Below are 20,294 nucleotides of genomic sequence, written 5' to 3'. Positions count from 1 at the left end.
GCTGTTCCGCGAGCGGGCGCTAGCCAGTGGCGACGAGATCGATTGTCAAGCCGGCTGCATCGATGAGGTGAACACGCTCGATTTCGCTGCGCGGCAGCAAGTCGCGGATCTCGGACTCCGGCATCAGGCTGAATGCGGTCGATAGCGCATCCGCCGCGGCGGCATTGCCGGCGACGGTGGTCACGCTGCGATAGCGCTGCGCGCAGCCGCCGCTATGCGGATCGAACAGATGATTGAACCGGCCCTGCGAATCGAAGCGGAAGCCATAGGCGCCCGAGGTCGATACGGCGCGATCGACGATCGGAAGCATCGCGGCGGTGCGTCCGGCGAGCTCCGGATCGTCGATTGCGACCTCCCAGGGTTGCCCGTCGGGCCGCGTGCCGATTGCGCGCGCTTCGCCCATGTCGACCAGGCTCTGCTGCACGCCCTGGCTGCGCAGGAGGTCGACGATCCGGTCGGTGACGTAGCCTTGCGCGATGCCGTTCAGGGTGATCGTGGTGCCACGCGGCATGACGATGCGATCACGGCTGATGGCGAGCCTCTCATAGCCGACCCGCGCCAACACCTCGCGCACGGCTTGCTGTGGCGGGCCGTTCGGATCGGCATCGGCACGCGCGAAGTGATCCGCATAGAGCGTCCATAACGGCTGCACGGTGGGATCGAAGCGACCGCCGGTCAGCCCGGCGAAATGCTGCGAGAGGGACAGGATGTCGACGAACTCCGGCGCAGGTTCGACCAGCACGCCGGTGCGGTTCAGTGTGACCAGCGCCGAGTCGGCAAGGTAGAGGCTGAACAGCCGCTCCAGGCGGCGTGCCTCGGTGATTGCCACCGCGATCAGCCGCTCCGCCTCGCGTCGGTCGCGATGGTGGAGCTTGATGGTGGCGACGGCGCCGAGCAGCGTGCCGCGCCATTCGACGAGGTCGGGACCGGCCTCAGCCGCATGCGAAGCAAAGGGGACGACCGCGAGCCCTGCGACCGCGGCGCTGATGCGGATGAAGCGTCGACGCGAGACGTGATTTGTCATCGTGACCACCTCATTTGGTGTCCTTGTGGCCCGGCTCGGCCACAGCGGTGCCGTCTTCCGCCGAACTCAGCACGTAGTCGCGCGGCACGTCGGCGAAAGCGACGATACGTCCGCCATTCTCGGCCGTGAAGCGCTCGGCGGCGGCGCGATCGGAGAACGGCACCGCCTCATCGCTGCCCATGCCGCTCTTGATGCGGCTGCCGATCACGAACACCGCCTTGCGTGCCTCGACCCAGTTGTCGGCGCCCGGATTGTCCCAGCTCGTCGCTTTGCCCATGTCGGAGACGTAGATCGCCTGGATGTCCTTGGGCTCGTCGGGCAGCATCGTGAAGGCGATGGCGTCGCGCGCCGAGGAGAACCACACCGGCTCGATCAGGCTGGCGGCAAAGATCTGTCCCTTCGGGCCGGAATGCTCCAGCAGGTTCATGCCGCAATAGCGCCCGATCGCCTCCGCCGTCAGCTTGAGCGGCGGGGGTGGGGCGGCTGCCTGCTTGTCGTTGCAGGCCGTCAGCGCAAAGGCGGCGATGAGCGCGCAGGCGAGGGTGAGGCGTTTCATAGCTCCCTCCGGGAAAAAGCCAGCGCCGCCCCGGCGAGCGGGATCAAAGTCCACAGCACGAGCGCGGCGAGCAGCGCCCGTACCGACAGCGTGCTGCTGCCGGCGAGTCCCGCCATGCCGGAGAACAGGCTGACATTGGCGAAGCCGGTCAGGTTGAACAGCCGGTAGGCATCGGTCGGGTTGAGAAGCAGCAGCGCGCTGAGCACACCGCCCGAGATGTTGCGGCCCTGATCAAGGACAAGGAGGCCGAGCAACGCCATGTCGTAGATCAGGACCAGCACGAGCCACAGTCCGATGCTCAGGCCGGCGGCGGTGCCGCGGTCGCGCACCACGGCGCTGACGAGATAGCCGATTGCGACGAACACTGCGCCGAGCAGAACGGAAGAGCCGATCATGGCGGCGAAGGCGGCCATGCCGTCATTGTCGAAGCTGCTGCCGGTCATGACCAGCGCCACGGCGGCCGCGCCATAGCCGAGGCTGGTCGCGAAGGCGAGCACCGCCAGATGGCCGAGGAACTTGCCGAGCAGCACCTGCCAGCGCGCGACGGGATAGCTGAGCAGCAGCAGCATGGTGCCGCGCTCCATGTCGCCGACGATGGCGTCATGCGAGATCAGGAGCGCGATCAGCGGGATCAGGAAGATGGTCAGGCTCGACAGGCTGACGATGACGACATCGAGCGCGCGCGCGCCGACGGTGCCGGTCGGCGCACTGCCGAGGAAGGTCAGCGACAGCGCAAGCGCCGCCAGCAGCAGGGTCGAGGCCAGCACCCAGCGATTGCGCACGGCCTGCTGGATTTCCTTGGCGGCGACGGTGATCACGCTGTTCATTGCGGGCGCTCCGCATGGCGCAGGAAATGCGCGTAGAGCTCGTCGAGATTGGGCGGAATCAGTTCGACGTCCTCCACCATGGTGCCGTCGGCGGTTGCGAGGCGCAGCAGCTCGATCTTCTCGTTCGGGGTCGCGTCGATCTCGACGATGTGGCCGTTCACTCGGCGATAGGACGCCGCCGCCGGCAGCCAAGACGGCGGGCCTGAGGGCGGCAGATCGGCGATCTTGACGCGAATCCGCGTCGGTAGTCGGGCGAGGCGGCGCAGCTCGTCGAGCGTGCCGTCGGCAACCTTGAGGCCGCGGTTCATGATGATGACGCGGCCGGCGCGCTCTTCCAGCTCGGTCAGCGCATGCGAGGACAGCAGCACCGTCGTGCCCTCGGCGGCCAGCTTCTGGATCACCTCGTAGAACGTCTGCCGCAGCTCCGGATCGAGACCGCTGGTCGGCTCGTCGAGCAGCAGCACGCGCGGCCGGCCGATCAGCGCCTGCGCGAGGCCGAGGCGCTGGCGCATGCCCTTGGAGTAGGTGTTGACGCGGCGTTTCGCGGCGGCGCCGAGGCCGACGATGTCGAGCAGCTCCAGCGCCTGCGCTACCGGCTCGCGCTTGAGCCTTGCGTAGAAGGCCTGCGTCTCGCGGCCACTGAGCGCGGCATCGAAGGAGACGTTCTCCGGCAGATAGCCGAGGTGACGGCGCGAAGAGAACTCGCCTGCGGCGGGATTTTCGCCGAGCACGGCGATGGTGCCCTTGGTCGGGCGGATCAGGCCGAGCATCATCTTCATCAACGTCGTCTTGCCGGCGCCGTTATGGCCGATCAGGGCCACCATCTCTCCCGCGGCGAGGTCGAACGACACGCCCTTGACGGCCTCGACCCGCCCGTAATGCTTGATCACATCGGCGATATGGATGGTCGCGCTCATCGGGCCTTGCCTTCTGCAGCGGTGCGGCGCGCCGGCGGCGACATCAGCGGATGGCTGTCGACCACTCCGCCGGGCAGGATCGCGGGAAACTGTGCCTGCGCCCAGCGGATCACCTGCACCGCTGGACTGTTGATCAGGACCTTGGCAGCCGGCGCCGTCCACAGCACGCGATCGATCAGATCGTTCGGCCGGTAGGCGGTGTCGGCCACGCCGTCGCCGTTGAGATCGAAGGCCGGATTGTCGCTCCAATAATTGCCGCGGCCGTTCTTCGACCAGTCGAGATGGCGCGTGCCGACATATTTGATCTGACTGGCATTGTTGACGAAGGCATTGCCACGAATGTCGTTGCCCTCGGAGCCGGCTGTGAAGTGCACGCCGATCTCGCAAGCCTCGAACCAGTTGTCGGAAATGCGGTTGTTGTTGGTGTTGTAGATGAACACGCATTTCTCGGGGCCGGGGCGGGCACCGCTGGCCAGCGTGGCCGCGCTCGTATCGGCCTGGGGCACGCCTTCGTCGGCGCCGCGGTTCTCTGCGGTCGCCCAGCGCTCGGCCGGCTGCAGGCCGCCGATCACGCTGTTGCCGGAAATCTGCGAGCCGTTGGCCGCGTTGAACAGCATGCCGCGATCGCGGTCGTGGTCGGAGACGTTGTCCTTCACCACGAGCGCCTTGGAGAACATCATCGCATAGCCGATGATGTTGCGGGCCGAGACATTGCCGGAGATCTCGCTGTCGTTGGTGTACATGAAGTGGACCGCGAAGCGCAGGTCGCTGAAGCGATTGCCGCTGAAGACGTTGTTGCGGCTGGTAATGGCGAACACGCCATCGCGGCCGTAGCGGAACTCGTTGTCGATCACCTTGGCGCCGGGTGCGTTCCAAACCGAGACGCCGTTGCCGGTGCCGCCGGCGCGCGTCGCGCGCAGCCCGATGATGCTGTTGTGGCGCACGATCGTATTGGCCGATCCATGCAGGTAGACGCCGAACAGATTGCCTTCGATCTCGTTGTTCTCGATCAGCGTGTCGTGCGCGGTATCCTCGACATAGATGCCGGAATCCATCCGCTCCAGCGAATGGCCGGACCCTTTGATGGCAAGGCCGCGAATGATCGTGCCCGGCGCTGCCACGGTGATGACGCTGCTCTGGCCGTCACCCGTGATCGACGCGCCAGCGGCGCCGGTCAGCGTCAGGCGGTGGCCGATGCGCAGTGGTCCGCGATGGCTGCCTGCGGCCAGCGTGATCTCATCGCCCTCGGCGGCGCGGTCGAGCACGGCCTGCAGGTCGTTGGCCCCGGCTGCGACCTGCAGCGTCGCCGCAGGCGCATGCAAGGGCAGGCTGGCGGCGATGACCGCCGCCAGCCCGAATGTTGCGATATGACGCGTCCGTCGCATCGATCATGCGTTCCGCGGCGAGACCAGCATGCGTCCGCGCATTTCCATGTGCATGGCGTGGCAGAACCACGTGCAGAAATACCAGTAGACGCCGGGCTTGTCGGCGATGAACGTCACCGACGAGGTCTGCTGCGGATCGATCTCCATGTTGACGCCGTAGTTGACGATGCAGAAGCCATGCACCAGGTCCTCGACGTCGTCGATGTTGGTGACATAGACGGTCACCTCGTCGCCCTGCCTGACCTCGAACTTTTCGAGCGCGTAGGCGGGGGCGCTGGACCACATGTAGACGCGGACCTTGTTGCCGTCGCGGATCACCTTGCCGTCGCTCTCCAGGGTCACGCCGTCGGCCGCCGCCTGTTTGCGGGCGTCGGCGAAGAACGGGTCGTCGCGCTTCCAGATCGAGGTCACGCGGCCCTCGAGCTTGGAGCGATGCACGATCACGGCGTCATGCGGCTCGGCGAAGCTCGGGCCGTCATGCACCAGCTCCATCTTGTCGCCGGAGATGTCGATCAGCTGATCGTTCTCCGGCTTCAGCGGTCCGACATTCAGGAAGCGGTCCTTGGAGAACTTGTTCAGCGACAGCAGCCATTTGCCGTCGGCTTCCTTGGTCTCGCCCATCGAGGCGTGGTTGTGGCCCGGCTGATAATGGACGTCGAGCTTCTGGACGATCGGGTTGACCTTCTCGCCCTTGAACGCACGCTTGGCCAGATCGAGGCTCCATTTGCAGACCTGGCTGTCCAGGAACAGCGTGGTGTAGGCGTTGCCGCGGCCGTCGAAGGCGGTGTGCAGCGGCCCGAGGCCGAGCTCCGGCTCGGCCACGACGATGTCGCGTGGCTTGATCTTGTCGTCGAACAGGCCGTCGATGAGGCGGACGTCCATCACCGTGACGGTCGGCGCCAGCTTGCCGTTGGCGACGATGTGGATGCCGTCGGGCGCGGCGTTGAGGCCGTGGGGGCTGTTCGAGACCGGAACGTAGCGGGTGTAGGGCGAGCCCTTGCGCCCGTCGATGACCGGAACGCCGCTCATCTCCTTGAAGTCGCCTTTCTTGACGGCTTCTTCGATGCGCTTGATGTTGAAGATCGTCACCCAGTCCTGCTCGCTCGCGGTCATCTCCGCGAGCGTCACGCCCTTCTCGGAGTTGTAGCAGGTCGCGAACGCATATTTGCCCTGGTAGTCGCAATCGGTGTTGTCGAGATTGCCGTCGACGATCACCTGCCAGGCGACCTTCATGGTGTCGCCGTCGACCGCCGAGAAGATCGACCAGTATTTCGACTTGTCGTCGAGCACCTTGCCGTCGTTCGGCAGCGGCACCTCGTATTCGCCGTTGCAGAACAGATAGCCGGTGCGCGGGAACTTCTGCGGCCGCATCCCGTGGATGGTGAACTGGTTCGGCAGCTCGATGATCTTGTCGCACTTCATGACGTCGGTGCGAATGCGGGCGAGGCGGGTGTTGGCCTTGTCGTTGATGAAGACGTAGCGGCCGTCATAGGTGCCGTTGGTGAACGACATGTGGGGATGGTGGCAGTCGCCGTTCATCCAGATTCCGAGCTTGTCCTTGAGCCGCTCGCGGGTTTCCGGCAGCAGCCCCTCGGTCATGATCTTGCGGCTCTCGTTGGTCTGGCCCCAGCCTGTGGCGCTGCACCGGTTGAAGACGGGGATGCGCATCAGCTCGCGCATCGAGGGCATGCCGACGATACGCAGTTCGCCGGTCTGGCCGCTGGAGAAGAACACGTAGTATTCGTCGAGCTGGCCCGGCGCGACCTCGGCCTTGCCCTGCGGGGCGCGCGACTGTGCCGCGGCCGGAGTGGTCTCCACCGTCTTGCCGAGGCCGATGCTGCCGGCGACGCCGGCCGCACCGAGTGCGGCGGTGCCGACGATCTGCCGGCGGCTCAGTCTTGTCTTGTCGTCGTCGTCATGCGCCATCGTCGTCTCCTTATGATGGGCTGGTGAGATCGCTGGGTTGCGCCGGCGCCGTCATCGGCTGGCCGGCATGAGTGATCACCGTCTTCGGTCCGGCTTTTCCGGCGCGCATCGACGGCGACGACATCGCTTCGAACTTCTCCCGCTTGAGCCGAACCTGGATCATGTGCGGGCAGCGCTGGTCGTCGTAGTAGAGCTCCTGGCAATGCATGCAGTAGATGCATTCATTGACGTTGATGTGCCCTTCGGGATGGATCGACTGCACCGGGCATTCCTTGGCGCAGCGCTGGCACGGCGAGCCGCATTCCTTCCAGCGGCGCAGCCATTCGAAGGTGCGGATGCGGCCGGGAATCGCGAGCGCCGCGCCCAGCGGACAGAGATATCGGCAGAAGAAGCGTTCGATGAACAGGCCGATGCCGAGCAGCGCCGCCGCATACAGCACGAACGGCCAGCCGCGCGCGAATTTCAGGATGATTGCGGTCTTGAACGGCTCGACCTCGGCGAACTGCTCGGCCAGCGCGACCGAATAGAGAGACAGGCCGAACAGGCCGAGGAAGACGATGTATTTGATCGGCCACAGACGCTCATGCAGGCCCCAGGGTACGGTGATCTGCGGCACCTTGAGCCACTTCGCCACCGTGTTGGTCAGTTCCTGCAGCGCGCCGAATGGGCAGAGCCAGCCGCAGAACGGGCCGCGGCCCCAGAACAGAAGACCCGCCGCGGTCGCCCCCCACAGGATGAAGATCAGGGGAGCGGCGAGGAAGAACTCCCAATGGAAGCCGGTCAGGAGCGCATTGGCGAAGGTGAAGACGTTGACGACCGAGAGCTGAGCATTGGCGTACCAGCCGAGCCAGACCAGCACGAACAGGAGATAGGCCCGCCGCACCCAGGTGTAGAGCTGCGGCCGCCGCACCAGCACGTTCTGGAAGAAGAAGATGCCTGTGAGCACGGCAAGCGCCAGCGCGGTGATGCCGACGGAGACCGTCTGCGACCGCCAGATGCGCATCCACAGCGGCTCTTCAGTGTCGGCGATGGCGGCTTCCGGCGCGGCAGGAGTCGATTGCGCGGCGGCGGGCTTCGGCGGCGGCGAGACGGCGCGGGTCTCGCGCTTCATGTAGGCGTCGGGCAGGGCGTAGTCGACATCGAAAGTCAGAAACGCCTTGTCGCGGCTGCCGACGGTCCGCTGCACCAGGAGTTGAAGCTGCCATGGTTGCGTCGGGTCGAGCGTGAATTCGGGCGGCGTGACGAACAGTCCGATCTCGCGCAAGTCTGGCGCACCGGCCGCCGCCAGCGCCCCGAGCCGCGTGTGGTTCTTGTCGCGGAAGCGCGTGCTCCCGCCGTCCTGCTGCACCTCGATGCGATCGAAGATGCCGCCGCGGACGTAGGCCGAGCCCTTGAATGAGTAGATGCCGTCGCCGGCGACGAGGATCGCCTGCTGGCCCGGCTGCAGCCGTTCCTTCAGCCGCTGATAGCCGTCGTCGCCGAGCAGGCTGCGGCCGATCGTGGGAACGCTCGCCAACGCGACATAGAGATCGATGAAGGTGTCGTCGGCATTGCCCGGCTCCGGGTTTTGCGCGGCCGCGGCGTTGCCCGACTTGGCGAACGCTTCGTTGACATCGCTGATGCTGAGATGCAGCCGCCGCACCGAGCCGTCGCCGAGCAGGCTGGTCCAGTCGCGGATCGCGCTCTTGTCGGGGTCAATCGTCTTGATCACGCTCGGCTGCGCGACGGCGGCCGCATTGCCGCCGCCGATGCGAGCGCTGCGGATCAGGCGCATGGCCGCGCGCACGATGCTGTCATGCATCACGAGCACGGTCACGGTGGCGCCGGAGACGATGTCGGCCTGCGGCGGATGCTCCGCGCCTTGCGCGATCGGTGTCATATCCTTGCCGAGCAGGCCGTTGAGCGCGGCGAGAATGCGTGGCTCGGGAATGCCGATCAGGACGATCGGCTCCTTGTGATCGACCAGCCTCAGTCCGGTGATGACGCCCTTGGGATCGATGCCGACGAGGATATGGATCGGCTTGCCGGAATAGCCGACGGCATTGGCGAAATCGGAGTTGAGATAGACGTAACCCTTGAGCTGATCGCCGCGATAAACGGGCACGATCGCCGGCTCGCCTTGCGGCGCGCCGAAGCGATCCGCTTCCGGGAAGAACTCGCCCGGCGTGATCTTCGACAGATATGTCGCGACGTCGCCTGCGGCATGCGCGGCCCGCGTTCCTGCGATCATGCAGAGCGCGACGAGGACTGCCACGACGAAAGCGGCCAAGCGTCTTCGATCGGCGGCGACATCGATCGCAACCATGATCACCTCAAGCGGAACGGCCCGCCTCCCGAAGGACGCGTATTCCGATCATTACTGGTTTTAGGGAAGGAGGATTGTCGCCGTTGACAACCGCAGGGTAAATCGAGCCAAGCTAAATTGACTCCTGTTCGCGCTGACTGTCTAGTGGTTCGCCATTCGACGAACGTTGCGTTGGATCAAACAGGCCAGAACATAATAGCAGGCCAGGACGTCATGTTGTTGTCACGAACCCTCGCGCTCAGCTCGGAACCGGCCGGGACGCTGCATTCGCTCGACGAGCTTTTCGCGCTCGCAAACGCGATGGAACGAGAGGCAGCCGATCGCTATGTCGAGCTCGCCGACGAGATGCAGCGTCAGGACCGGCTGGATCTGGCAGCAGTCTTTACCCAATTGGCGGCAGCCGAGCGCGAGCACGTCGACAGTGTCACGCGGTGGTCGCAAGCGCGGACGGGGCGAGCACCCGACCCGACGCTGGTGCGCTGGCAGGCACCGCAAACCTTGGACTCCGATGCCGCGAGCGAAATCCAGGGCTCGCGCTTGATGACCCCTTACCGCGCGCTGTCGATGGCGGTGCGCAACGAGGAACGAGCCTTCGCGTTCTGGTCCTATGTCGCGGCCTTCAGCGACAACGCCGAGGTCAAGGCAGCGTCCGAGGCGATGGCGCGGGAGGAACTCGGTCATGTCGCGACGCTGCGCAAGGAGCGGCGCCGTGCCTACCATCGGGAGAATGACGCCAGGTGCGGGGCTTCTGCGACCACGACCGATACCATCGATGCAGGCAAGCTGGAACGTCGTCTCGCTGAATTGCTCGGTGAGATGGCCGCGCATCGCGATGGCCTCCAGGCAGACCGCCTGCGCGAGCTCGCGCACGAAGCCATGGCGACGACAATGGCGACGACGGCCGACGCTGCGGACCTGCCACGCCTGCCCGCCGCGCTCGTGCAAGCAGATGCGCAAATCATTGCTGAGGCGCTCGCGGACGCCTATCTCGATCGCGCGGAGCGCGCGACGGAATCCAATCAGCTCGATCTGTTGCAGAGACTTGCCTCGCAGGCGATTGCACGGCTGGCCTGGTTGAGGTCACTCGGCTGAGCCAACGCGCCATCGGCGCTCGCAACATCCGAGGTGAGGCGACAGCAACCGGCGGTCAGGTGAGAGCGGCGACGCCCCGTCCGCTCCTCGGATCGCGCGCGAACCGCCCGAAGCGCAGGGCCAGTGTCGGCAGCACCAGCAGATTCAGCACCATCGATGTCAGCAGACCGCCGAGGATGACGATGGCCATCGGGCCCTCGATCTCGCGGCCCGGCTCGCCGGCGCCGAGCGCCAGCGGCAGCAGGCCGAGGCCGGTCACGAGCGAGGTCATGAGGATCGGCACGAGGCGGTCGGCAGCGCCGGCGATCGCGGTCCCGAGAGTCCAGGCGCGGCCTTCGACGGCGACCAGGTGCTCGTAGTGCGAGATCATCAGGATCGAATTGCGGAGCGCGATTCCGAACAGCGTGACGAAGCCGACCATCGATCCCAGCGACAGCACGCCGCCGGTCAGCGCGACGGCGATCACGCCGCCGACGAAGGCAAAGGGCAGGTTGATCAGCACCAGCGCGAGATTGCGCCAGTGGCCGGTGACGAGCGACAGCAGCAATACGATCCCGATCGTCGCCAGCAGCGAGTTCACCAGGAGATCGCGTCGCGACCTTGCCTGCGCCTCGGCGGCACCGGTGAATTCGACATGGGCGCCCGGCGGCAGCTTGACCTCCTTGGCGATCTTCTTCTTGGCCGCGGCCACGAAGGATTCGAGGTCGCGCTCGGCGACGTTGGCGGTGACCGTCTGCACCCGCTGCGCGTTGCGATGGAGCACGACATAGCGTCCGGACGTGCCGTAGACGTCGGCAATCTGTTTCAGAAGAATATAGGTGCCGTTCGGCGTCCGGATCGGCATGTTGCCGATCTCGGTCGGGCGGGCGCTCGCATCGGGGTCGAGCTTGACGATGACGTTGAAGACCACATTGCCTTCATAGGCCTGGCCGACGACGTCGCCCTGATAGGCGGTGCGGATCAGCTCCAGCACTTCGACCGCATCGAGGCCCCAGGACTGCAGATCGGTCGGACGCAGCGTGACGTTGACCTGCGGCATGCCAGGGGGCGACTGCTGCTGGATGTCGATCGCACCCCAGACTTCGCCGAGCTCGCGCGCGATGTCGCTGGCCGCGCGCTCGAGATCGTCGAGATCGGGACCGAACACGTTGACGACGACGGCGGCATTGAAGCCGGACAGCGTCTCCTCGATGCGCTCCGTCAGGTAGGTCTTGATCGACAGGCTGATGCCGGCAAAATTGGCGAGCACGGCGCGGATGTGCTGCTCGGCCAGCTCTTGCTGATCGCCGGACAGGCCCGGCTTCAGATCGACCTCGATCTCGCTCGAATGCGTGCCGGCGGTGTCGACGCCGGCCTCGGCGCGGCCGGCATGCTGGGCCACGCTGCGCACCTCGGGCACGCTCTTCAGGGCGCCGGCGATCAATGCCCCCAGCCGCAGCGATTCGTCTAGCGAGGTCCCGGGAAGCGTCGAGACGTGGAGGATCAGATGACCCTCTTTCAGCTCGGGCAGAAAGGTGCCGCCGAAGAAGGGCACCAGGCTGGCGCCTGCGATGGTCACGAGCACGGCGGCGGCCATGACCAGCTTGGGAAAGCGGCCAAGTCGCCGCAGCAGGGTTTCATAATGGCGGCGTGACCAGCGCACCAGCGGCGGCTCGCGCGCCTCGCGTGGCTTCCGGCCGGCCAGCAGCATCATCGACAGCGCCGGCGTCACCGTCAGCGCGACGATCAGGGAGGCCAGGACGGCGAGAATGTAGGCGATGCCGAGCGGACCGAACAGCCGGCCGGCAAGGCCCGGCAATGCGAGGATCGGAATGAACACGAGGAGAACCGCGAAAGTCGCATAGGCGACGGCGCTGCGGACCTCGAGCATGGCGTCATAGACGATGCGCGCTTCGCCGCGCGGTGACGGCAGGCCGCGGTTCTCACGAAGGCGACGCACGACGTTCTCGACCCCGATCACGGCATCGTCGACCACCTCGCCGATCGCGATCGCGAGGCCGCCGAGGGTCATCGTGTCCAGGCTCAGCCCCATCCATTGCAGGGCCAGGACGGCGGAGAACAGCGACAGCGGAATCGCGGTGCAGCTGATCACCGAGGTGCGCCAGTCGTAGAGAAACAAAAACAGCACGATGATGACCAGGGCGCCGCCGATCAAGAGCGCCCACAGCACGTTCCGGGTTGCGGCATCGATGAAGTTCGCAGGACGAAACAGGTCGGCATGAAGCGTGACCTTTTCGCCATCGAGCGCCGGCCGCAACTCCTGCAGCGCAGCTTCGACGCGCTCGGTGACGTTGCGGGTGTTGGCACCGTATTGCTGGCTGATCATCATCATGATGCCGGGCTGGCCGTTGATCAGCGCGCCGCCGATTGGCGGCTCGGGCGCGTTCACGATCGTAGCGACGTCGCCGAGCACGACGCTGGCGCCGCCCTGGTGCAGCAGGACGGTTCGCGCCAACTGCTCGGGTGTCAGCGACTGGCCCTGCGTCTGCAGGATGACGCGTTGATTGGCGGTGTCGACGAAGCCGGCCCCGCGCACGCCGGTGGCCTTGCGCGCGGCCGCGACGACGTCGTTCATGCCGACGCCGAAGCGGACCAGGTCGTCGGAGCGCACCTGCACCTGGAGCGACCTGATGTCCCGGCCATAGGTCGTCACCTGCGCGACGCCGGCGACGGCGAGCAGCCGGCGGGAGACCGTCCAATCGGCGATGGTGCGCAGATCCATCAGTGAGCGCTGCTCTGACGTAAGCCCGATCGCCAGCACGGTGCTGGCTGCCGGCACCAGCGGCGTCATCGCCGGCGCCCTGACGCCCTGGGGCAGGCTGCTGGCGACGACCGCAAGCCGCTCCGTCACCAGCTGCCGCGCCCTGAACACGTCGGTGCCGGGTTGGAAGATCACCGAGAGCACTGACAGGCCCTGGATCGAGGAGGAGCGCATGCTCTCCACGCCGGCCAGACCGTTGATCGATGTCTCGATCGGCTGGGTGACCAGCACCTCGACCTGTTCGGGACTGAGGCCGGGGGCCTCGGTCTGGATCGACACCTGCGGCGGCGCAAATTCCGGGAAGACGGCGTATTTGGCGTTGCCCAGCGAGAAGATGCCGTGGCCGAGGATGGTGCAGGCGAGCGCCAGCACCATGCCGCGAAAGCGGATGGCGAACGAGACCAGCGCGGCCTGTGGCCCCATGGCAGCCGCGCGGGCGCCGTCAATCATCGTCGCCGCCGCTGCTGCGAAGCTCGCTCTTGGCCTCTTCCGACAACAGCACCTGCGCGCCGCGCAGGACGATCTCCGAGCCGGATGGAATGTCCTGCACGACATAGTCGTCGTCGGAGACGGGCTGGTCGGTGCGGATCGGATGCCGCCTGAAGGTCTCGGGACCGGCGCGCAGGTAGACCCAGGCGCGGCCCTGCCATTGCACGATGGCGGTGTCTTCGACGAACACGCCGTCGAACGACTTGCCCGAGGGCACGTAGGCGATGGTGTTCATCCCGGGCAGAAGCCCGCTGTCGCCCGCCGCGACGAAGTAGTAGCTCACGCCCTGGATGCGCGGATCGGTTCGCGGCGCAGGCGACAGATAGCGCAGGTCGATGTTGACGCTGCGCGTCGGCGCCTGCGCGAGCGCGGCGCGCGGCGGCTTGGCCAAGGTCACGCCCGGCGGCAGCGTGACCTGCACCAGCAACTGCTCGCGTTCGATCAGCTGCACGACCTGCGGCGAGCGCTCGACGATGCCCTTTCCGATCACCGCGCCCCATTCCTGCCGCGCGGTGGCCATCAAGGTCTTCACCTGCGATTCCGCGGCAGCGAGCGCAGCCTGATCGGTGCGGAACGTGCCCTCCGCCGCTTCGGCATCCTTCTTCGGCATCGCCGCCGACTGCACCAGATCACGGGCACGCTCGAATGCGAGCCTCGCCACGTCGAGCTTCGCCTGCGCCGTCTGCAGCTGCGCCTGGGCATTGGCATAGTTGTTGGTCAGGTCGGTCAGCCGGGCGACGTCCAGCACGGTGCCGTAGGCGCGAAACTGCTCGGGATGGGATTCCGTCGCCAGCACCGCCGTCTGCAGGCCGATCTGCGTCTGCTGCGTTGCGGAAAGCTTGACCGTCGCGGGCTCACGGCCGGCTCCCGCTGCGGACTGCGCCTGCCCGCTCCCCGGCAGAGAGATCAACGCGAACAGCATTGCACCGCACGCGGCCGCAGCTCTCATCCGTTGCCAAACCATGCAGTCCAAGCCCCATCGATCGGGGAACGTCAGCACGACGTTGATGTATTGGCAACCACAGCTACTTCAGCTGCCCAGTTGTTTCAAGCCGCGCCGGCCTGAAGCGGCGGATCTGGCGAAGACGGTATACTGCCAATACCTCCGCGGCCACTTCGCAATCCCTGCGGCTCCGATGCGCGAGGATGTTGAAGCTCGGATGAGGCGTCGGCAGACAGAACGCCGCGACGGCTGCGAGTTGGCGCGCCGGATCGAGCTGTCCAGGCGGCTGCCACGCACCACCCGTACCCGAATTTGTGGCGCTGTACTTTGCGTTCGAGCCGCATGCGCGGCCTGTTCATGGCCGAACATGGGCCGGAGCCGTGCTGCGGCGTGGAGATCGGGCGTTCGTCGTGCGTCGATATATTTCTTCTTGGCGTTAGAAGTATTCTTAGACGGATTCTAGCGCATTCGACTGCAACCGGAGCTTGCCGCGGCGCGCGGCCGTCGCGCTCCACAAAAAGCGAAGACTAACTCGGTCGTTACCAGGGATTTTCATCATCGAATGACCCGGGATTCCCTCCCGATGTCTCCGCGGGAACGAGGTTCGTCACATTCCTCTACCTGTCGGGTCATTGATGTGACCTACCTTCGCCATACCCCTCCGCAACGACTTGGATGTCAACCGACGTTGCAGCGAGGAAAGCTTGTCCAGACCGAACCTAGTCTCCGATCGTCCGGCGCACCGTGATCACGGGCGGGGCCATCCTTGTCGGTCAGCGTCCCGCCGAGTTCGCGCCGGTGTTGCGGCCCAGCCGAGAGGGGAATCTGCGCGATGAGCCAGCTGGTGAATGTGCGGCCCAACGAGGCCAATTCCATCGAGCGTACCCCAACGATCAGCGCCGATCATGGCAAGCGGCTGCTTGGAGCCATCGCTGCGGGAGCATCGACGCTCGAGCCTCAGTTGTCGGACGATGCGTGGGGGACTGCGACGAACGAGTCCCTCGGCACCGGAGCGGCCATCGAGCCGCTGCAGGACGTTCTCGGCAGCCTGACGGACATCATTCGCAACGACCGGTCTCCGGCCGAACGCCAGCCGGATCATCTGGTCGTCGAGGATGGCTTTGCTCTCGACCAGGAGGAGCTGGAGGGCCTTCCGGGTGTCGTGCTCAACACGTTCGACGTCGATGGGCCGGTGTGGCTCGCCGTCGAGGCGCTCGCTGCGACCGACGCGCCCGTTCTCGATGCCGATCTCGCCCCCTGGGTCGAGCTGTCATCGGATCCGGATCGGCGTCCGTCGCTGCGCGAAAGCATTCTGATCACGGTCGACGAGATCGAGAAGAACCGCCTCACTTTTGCGCGCCACGCGCGGCCGGAGGATTTTTCGCTGGCCACATCGCAGGAGGCGGCCCTCGGCGCCTGGACCGGACGGTTGCGCCTGGAGCAGCGGCCCGATCTCGTTCAGAGGATCGAGCGCTACGTCAAGGGCGCCTGGGCCGCATGGGCCGAGACCGAACGCGCCCGACGCCGGACGATGGCGATCCATCAGCGGCTGCGCGACATGGCCGCGGCGGCTGGTGCCGACCAGACGACGGAGATCATGTGGGGCATCGCGCTGTCGTCGTGGCGGCACGGCGGGCGCGAATTCGAACTGCCGCTGTTCGAGCGTCCCGTCGAGATCGAGATCATCGCGCGTCCGGATGCCGAGATCAGGGTTCGTCCGCGTTTCGTCGGCGCGACCGTCAATCTCAAGGCGCTCGACGCCGTGGCGCCGGATGCGGCGGTGGCCTTGCGCGACAAGTCCGACCGCCTGATCGAGGCGCTGGAGTTGCGCGGTGAGCTGTCGCCGTTCGCGCCGATCGGTCTCGAACAGATCCTGAGCGCTGCCGGCGTGCAACTCGGGCACAAGCCACACCGCAATCTCGCGTCGTCGTCCGACGGCGCGGTGGTGGTGGATGCAAGCGACGCTGCGATCGCGCGGGGACGCTGGGTGATCTCAGCGCGGCGGCGGCCGGAGAGCCTCGCCTTGCGCGACATCGAATGTCTCAGGAACGCGATCGAGCATGCGCCGCAGAGCGAGTGCTGCCTGTCGGCCGCCGTGAGCGCTCTGCTGACGCAGCCGGACGGCCGGGGGCACGCCACGGCGCGCCGGCATCTGTCCAGCATCGTCGGCGGTCCGATCGACATTGCGCCCGAGCCGAAGCCCGTCGTCGTCGATCAGGGGGATCTGTTCTTTCCGTTGCCGGCCGCGCCCGAGGACGTCGAGGTTGTCCGCGAGCTCTCCCGGTCGGACGGCCTGGTGGTCCAGTCGGCCGCACGCGACGATCGTATCGCGGCCCTCGTCAACGTCGTCTGCCATCATCTCGCGCTCGGCTCGCGCGTCCTCGTCGTGTCGCGCGACGAGACTGCGCTCTCGCTGTTGCATCAGAGGCTGCCGTCCAGCATCCGCGAACTGACCGTCAGCTCGACCGGCTCCGACAAGGACGTGCTCAGGAAGGCCGAAGCGCTGGCGAGCCGGCTGCAGTCGATCGTCGATACGACGAATCTGCGCGATCATGTCGGTCAGATCGGCCGGCTCGAGCGCGACATCATTTCGAAGCGCACGCAGATCGCCTCGCTCGACGACGAGATCGGCGACATCGTCCGGCGTAATCTGCGCCTGGCCGGCGGCGTGCCGGAGCTGCCGTTCGAGCTGTTCCAGGGGCTGATCGGTGCGCACGACCTGCATGCCTGGTTCACCGATCGTCCGAAGCGGATGCTCGCCGGCAGCGACCCGCTGGTCACGGCGATCGACAAGGCGCGCGAGGCGCGGCTGCGGCTCGGCGAGCGTCTCAAGCATATCGACGACGAGTTGCCCGAGGCCGCAGCGCTGCCCGACGCGGCAGCGATTCTGCGACTGCACGAGGAACTGCGGCAACAGGCGGGGGCTGCGTCCGACGACGGTCGCGACGAGGACCTGGCGCTCGATGCCATCGCCACCTTCGGGCTGGACGCGACCAACCGCCTGGCTGCCGATCTCGATGCGCTGGTGGCCGGCCATCGCGCAATCGCCGACGAGGCCTGGCTCGCGCGGCTGTCGCCGCTCGGTGCCGGAAAGACCGACGTCCCGCCCGTGCTCGACAAGGTCGTGGGCTGGGCGCGCGACGCGTCGTTCCAGCTGTCACGGAGCACCGAATTCGCCAAGCGACAGGTGCAGGCTCCGGTCGAGGCCTTCACCAAGCGCGATGCGATTCGCGTCGTCGAGCGGCTCGCGGCAGGCGAAAAGCCGTTTGCGCGGTTCTCGCCGTCGCGGCGGGCCCTCAAGGCGGCGGTCGACGCCATCACCGTCGACGGCATTGCCCCGGTGACGCCGGCCGACTGGCAGTATGTCGGCCGCTTCCTGCTGTGGCGTCATGACCTGCATTCGCTTCGCTCACGATGGACGTCGATTGCGACCAAGATCGACGCACCGGCACTTCAGCTGGAATCGGCGCGGGCGTTTGACGATCTCGAGCGCGTCGTCAAGGCGGTCGAGGCTGCGATCGTCACCGCTGCACTCGCTGTCCGGAACGTGGTGGAGTCCTGCCGCAAGCTGTCGCTGCAGGACAGCGAGATCAGCGCGATGGTGGCGGGCCTGCAGCGGCCGGCGGCATTCGGTGCAGCCATCCGCAGCGTCATGAAGCGCGTGTCGGGACCGTTAGTCGAGCTCGCGCGTCTCGGTGAATTGTTTGCCGGAGCCGGTGAGCTTGCCGCCACTGTCCAGGCCGACGTGCTCTCGCAGGTCGGCGACGCCGAGGCAGACTCGCATGTGCTCGAAGCGCGCTGGACGAGCATCCTCGCGACCATGGACAAGATCCGCCAGGCGGACGCGGACTACGAGTTCATCAGGGCGGCCGGCCGGTCGGCGATCGCAGCGGGCGCGCCCGATCTCGCGCATCGGCTCCGGTCCATGCCGGCGGGCAGGCGGGACGCAGCAACGCTCTCGGAGTGGGTGTCGGCCTGGAATTGGGCCGTGCTGATGCGGATCGAAAGTGCCGATGAGCGGCAGCTGCTGCACGATCTCGCGTCTCAGCGTCTGCGGCTGGAGAAGCGCTCGCTGGCCCTGTTCGAATCGGTGATCAGCGCCCGCATGTCGCTCGGCATTGCGCAGAACGCAGGGAGCGCCGTCAGGCAGTCGCTGAAGCGGTTCAAGGACGCCATGCAGAAGATGGCGTCGGCATGCTCCGGCCCCACCGCGCGCCGTCTTCGCTTCGCCGCGCGCAGGTCGCTGGATGGCTGGCTCGAGGAGATTCCCTGTCAAATCATGCCTGCATGGCGTGTCGCCGAGCTGCTGCCGGCACGGATCGGCACCTTCGATCTGCTCGTCGTCGATCACGCGTCACGCTCCGATCTGCGCGAGCTGACGGCGATGCTGCGGGCTCGCAAGGTCCTGGTCAGTGACGAACGTCGCGACACCACCCGGACCGGAGTCGGCCGCGTCGGTGGTCCCGCCCATCGCAGCGGGTCGCAGACCGTGCGTGGCATTCCGCCGGCGTTGCGCCGGCTGCTGCTGCCGGATGCGTCGCTGCGCGATCTCGCCGAGATTCTTTTCCCGGATCGCATCGTCGAGCTGCGGCCGCGCCCCGCCGATATCGAGGCGGCTTCGGTCGCAACTCCGCTGCTACCTCAGACCTCGAAGCCGGCCTACGCGCCGGCGCCGGAGCATCGGCCGGCAGCCGCCGTACCGAAGCGGCGGGCGGCACCGCGCCCGGTCATCGCGACGCATACGCTGGAGGAGGAGATCGCGACCGTCGCGAAATATCTCTCGATGGCCCGCCGCACCGGAGCCGACGTCGGCACGGCTACGGTGAGCGATCGCCCGGTGCCGCAACAGTCGGAGAGCCGCACGGCTGCATCCAAACCGTCGCCTGAGATTCGCGTTCTACGCCGGCGCCCGACTCGCGCGCCGGCAGAGATCGTCGCCCCGGCCGCGACGCCGCCGGCTCTGCCTGAGCTGCAGCCGGTGCTACAGCCGGCGAACCTCGATCAGGTTCCGCCGCGCGTGAGCACGGCAGTCGACACGCCGCTGGTGGTCGTCGACAAGCCGGAGCAGATCTCGCCAGGCCCAGTTGAACTGACGCCGGCAGCAGCCGTGGTCGTCGCGCCTGAGAGCAACGAGCCGGCCGGGCCGGTGAAGCCCAGCATTGTCGCGACGTCGCCGGCTCCCGCCAATTCCGTCGAGGACATCAAGATCCATCCGTCGCTCGTCGAGATGGCCTTCAAGGCGGCGGAAAGCGCTGCGGTGCCGCGCCGGCGCCTGCCAAGCCGGCGCGTCATGGCGGTGGCCGCCGCCGGGCTGATCGCGATCATCGGCGTCGCGGTGTCCTGGGAGCGCGCCTCGGACTGGGCTCAGGTGGCCTTGAGCGGCGCCACGGCCGCCTCGTCCTTGCCCGGCGAACAGGGGCCCCGCAAGGTCAGCGCCGAGCGGATCATGCCCGACGGCAAGCCGGTGGTTGCTGCCGCGGCCGACGAGCATGCCACGGTGGGAGTCAGTGCGCCTGTGATCACGCCGGCGCAGGCATTCCTCTATTACGAGGATCCGCAGGATCCGAAGGGCAAGCGTGTCCCTGGAAAGGTGTTGTGGTCGCTCGAGCAGAGCAAGGGACCGCGGCTCGATGCGGCGCCTTCGATCAAGGGTGAGATCGAGATCGACAACGGCACCAAGGTCACGATCTCGCTGCGGCGGAATGCGGAGCTGGAGCTGCCGGCGAGCCACGTCATGGACCTGAAATTCGACTGGACGGACCAGGCGGTGAGCGGACTGGCGAGCCTGAGGGGCATCGGCCTCAAGGGCGAGGAGGCGGAGCGCGGCACGGCGCTGGTGACCCAGACCGCCAAGGTGACGCCGAAATACTTCATGGTCGCGCTGTCCGCCAACGAGGTCGATACCAAGCGCAACGTCATGCTGCTCAGGGGCAAGCAGTGGTTCGACATCCCGATCGTCTACGAGGGCGGCAACCGGGCGCTGTTGTCGATCGAGAAGGGCACCGAGGGCGACCGCGTATTCAAGGACGCCTTCGCCAGCTGGGGTCAGTAACGGGGTTCGCGGGCGTT

General features: G+C 66.7%; 11 protein-coding genes. 2 read left to right on the top strand and 9 right to left on the bottom strand.

What is annotated here, in order from left to right:
• Nucleotides 1–19: 19 nt before the first annotated feature.
• The 7 genes from S58_RS31785 to S58_RS31755 are packed head-to-tail and all read right to left on the bottom strand — an operon-like array spanning nt 20 to nt 8,940.
• On the bottom strand, nt 20–1,024 hold the full coding sequence (locus S58_RS31785) for an FAD:protein FMN transferase (protein ID WP_015669545.1): 1,005 nt from the start codon (nt 1,022–1,024) through the stop codon (nt 20–22).
• Between the two features lie 10 nt (nt 1,025–1,034).
• Nucleotides 1,035–1,580, bottom strand: coding sequence for a nitrous oxide reductase accessory protein NosL (locus tag S58_RS31780; protein ID WP_015669544.1), 546 nt, complete (start codon nt 1,578–1,580; stop codon nt 1,035–1,037).
• A complete protein-coding gene (locus S58_RS31775; RefSeq protein WP_015669543.1) occupies nt 1,577–2,407 on the bottom strand; it encodes an ABC transporter permease in 831 nt (276 codons plus the stop codon). Before S58_RS31775 ends, S58_RS31780 begins: the two co-directional genes overlap by 4 nt.
• Nucleotides 2,404–3,324 carry an ABC transporter ATP-binding protein gene (locus S58_RS31770; RefSeq protein WP_015669542.1) on the bottom strand — a complete coding sequence of 307 codons (921 nt, stop codon included), beginning with the start codon at nt 3,322–3,324 and terminating at the stop codon, nt 2,404–2,406. Before S58_RS31770 ends, S58_RS31775 begins: the two co-directional genes overlap by 4 nt.
• Nucleotides 3,321–4,709: a nitrous oxide reductase family maturation protein NosD gene (locus S58_RS31765; protein ID WP_015669541.1), complete on the bottom strand. Its 1,389-nt coding sequence runs from the start codon at nt 4,707–4,709 to the stop codon at nt 3,321–3,323. The genes S58_RS31770 and S58_RS31765 overlap by 4 nt, the downstream gene beginning before the upstream one ends.
• Nucleotides 4,710–4,712: 3 nt before the next feature.
• Nucleotides 4,713–6,635, bottom strand: a complete 1,923-nt coding sequence (gene nosZ / locus S58_RS31760) for a TAT-dependent nitrous-oxide reductase (RefSeq protein ID WP_015669540.1) — start codon at nt 6,633–6,635, stop codon at nt 4,713–4,715.
• A 10-nt stretch (nt 6,636–6,645) separates the two neighbouring features.
• Nucleotides 6,646–8,940, bottom strand: a complete 2,295-nt coding sequence (locus S58_RS31755; RefSeq protein WP_015669539.1) for a NosR/NirI family protein — start codon at nt 8,938–8,940, stop codon at nt 6,646–6,648.
• Nucleotides 8,941–9,153: 213 nt separating this feature from the next.
• On the opposite strand from S58_RS31755, the gene S58_RS31750 reads away from it, so the two are divergent.
• Complete coding sequence (locus tag S58_RS31750; RefSeq protein WP_015669538.1) at nt 9,154–10,032, top strand: ferritin-like domain-containing protein; 879 nt, start codon at nt 9,154–9,156, stop codon at nt 10,030–10,032.
• 55 nt (nt 10,033–10,087) lie between these two features.
• On the opposite strand, the gene S58_RS31745 is transcribed toward S58_RS31750, so the two are convergent.
• Together S58_RS31745 and S58_RS31740 are read right to left on the bottom strand one after the other, a co-directional pair.
• A complete protein-coding gene (locus S58_RS31745; protein ID WP_015669537.1) occupies nt 10,088–13,243 on the bottom strand; it encodes an efflux RND transporter permease subunit in 3,156 nt (1,051 codons plus the stop codon).
• Nucleotides 13,236–14,246, bottom strand: coding sequence for an efflux RND transporter periplasmic adaptor subunit (locus S58_RS31740; protein WP_042340353.1), 1,011 nt, complete (start codon nt 14,244–14,246; stop codon nt 13,236–13,238). Before S58_RS31740 ends, S58_RS31745 begins: the two co-directional genes overlap by 8 nt.
• An 811-nt stretch (nt 14,247–15,057) precedes the next feature.
• On the opposite strand from S58_RS31740, the gene S58_RS31735 reads away from it, so the two are divergent.
• A complete protein-coding gene (locus tag S58_RS31735) occupies nt 15,058–20,277 on the top strand; it encodes a hypothetical protein (RefSeq protein WP_015669534.1) in 5,220 nt (1,739 codons plus the stop codon).
• Nucleotides 20,278–20,294: the final 17 nt, after the last annotated feature.

This window comes from Bradyrhizobium oligotrophicum S58 (genome assembly GCF_000344805.1).
GTDB lineage: Bacteria > Pseudomonadota > Alphaproteobacteria > Rhizobiales > Xanthobacteraceae > Bradyrhizobium > Bradyrhizobium oligotrophicum.
Note: the sequence above shows the minus strand (reverse complement) of the source record. Positions and strands in the feature narration are given on the sequence as shown.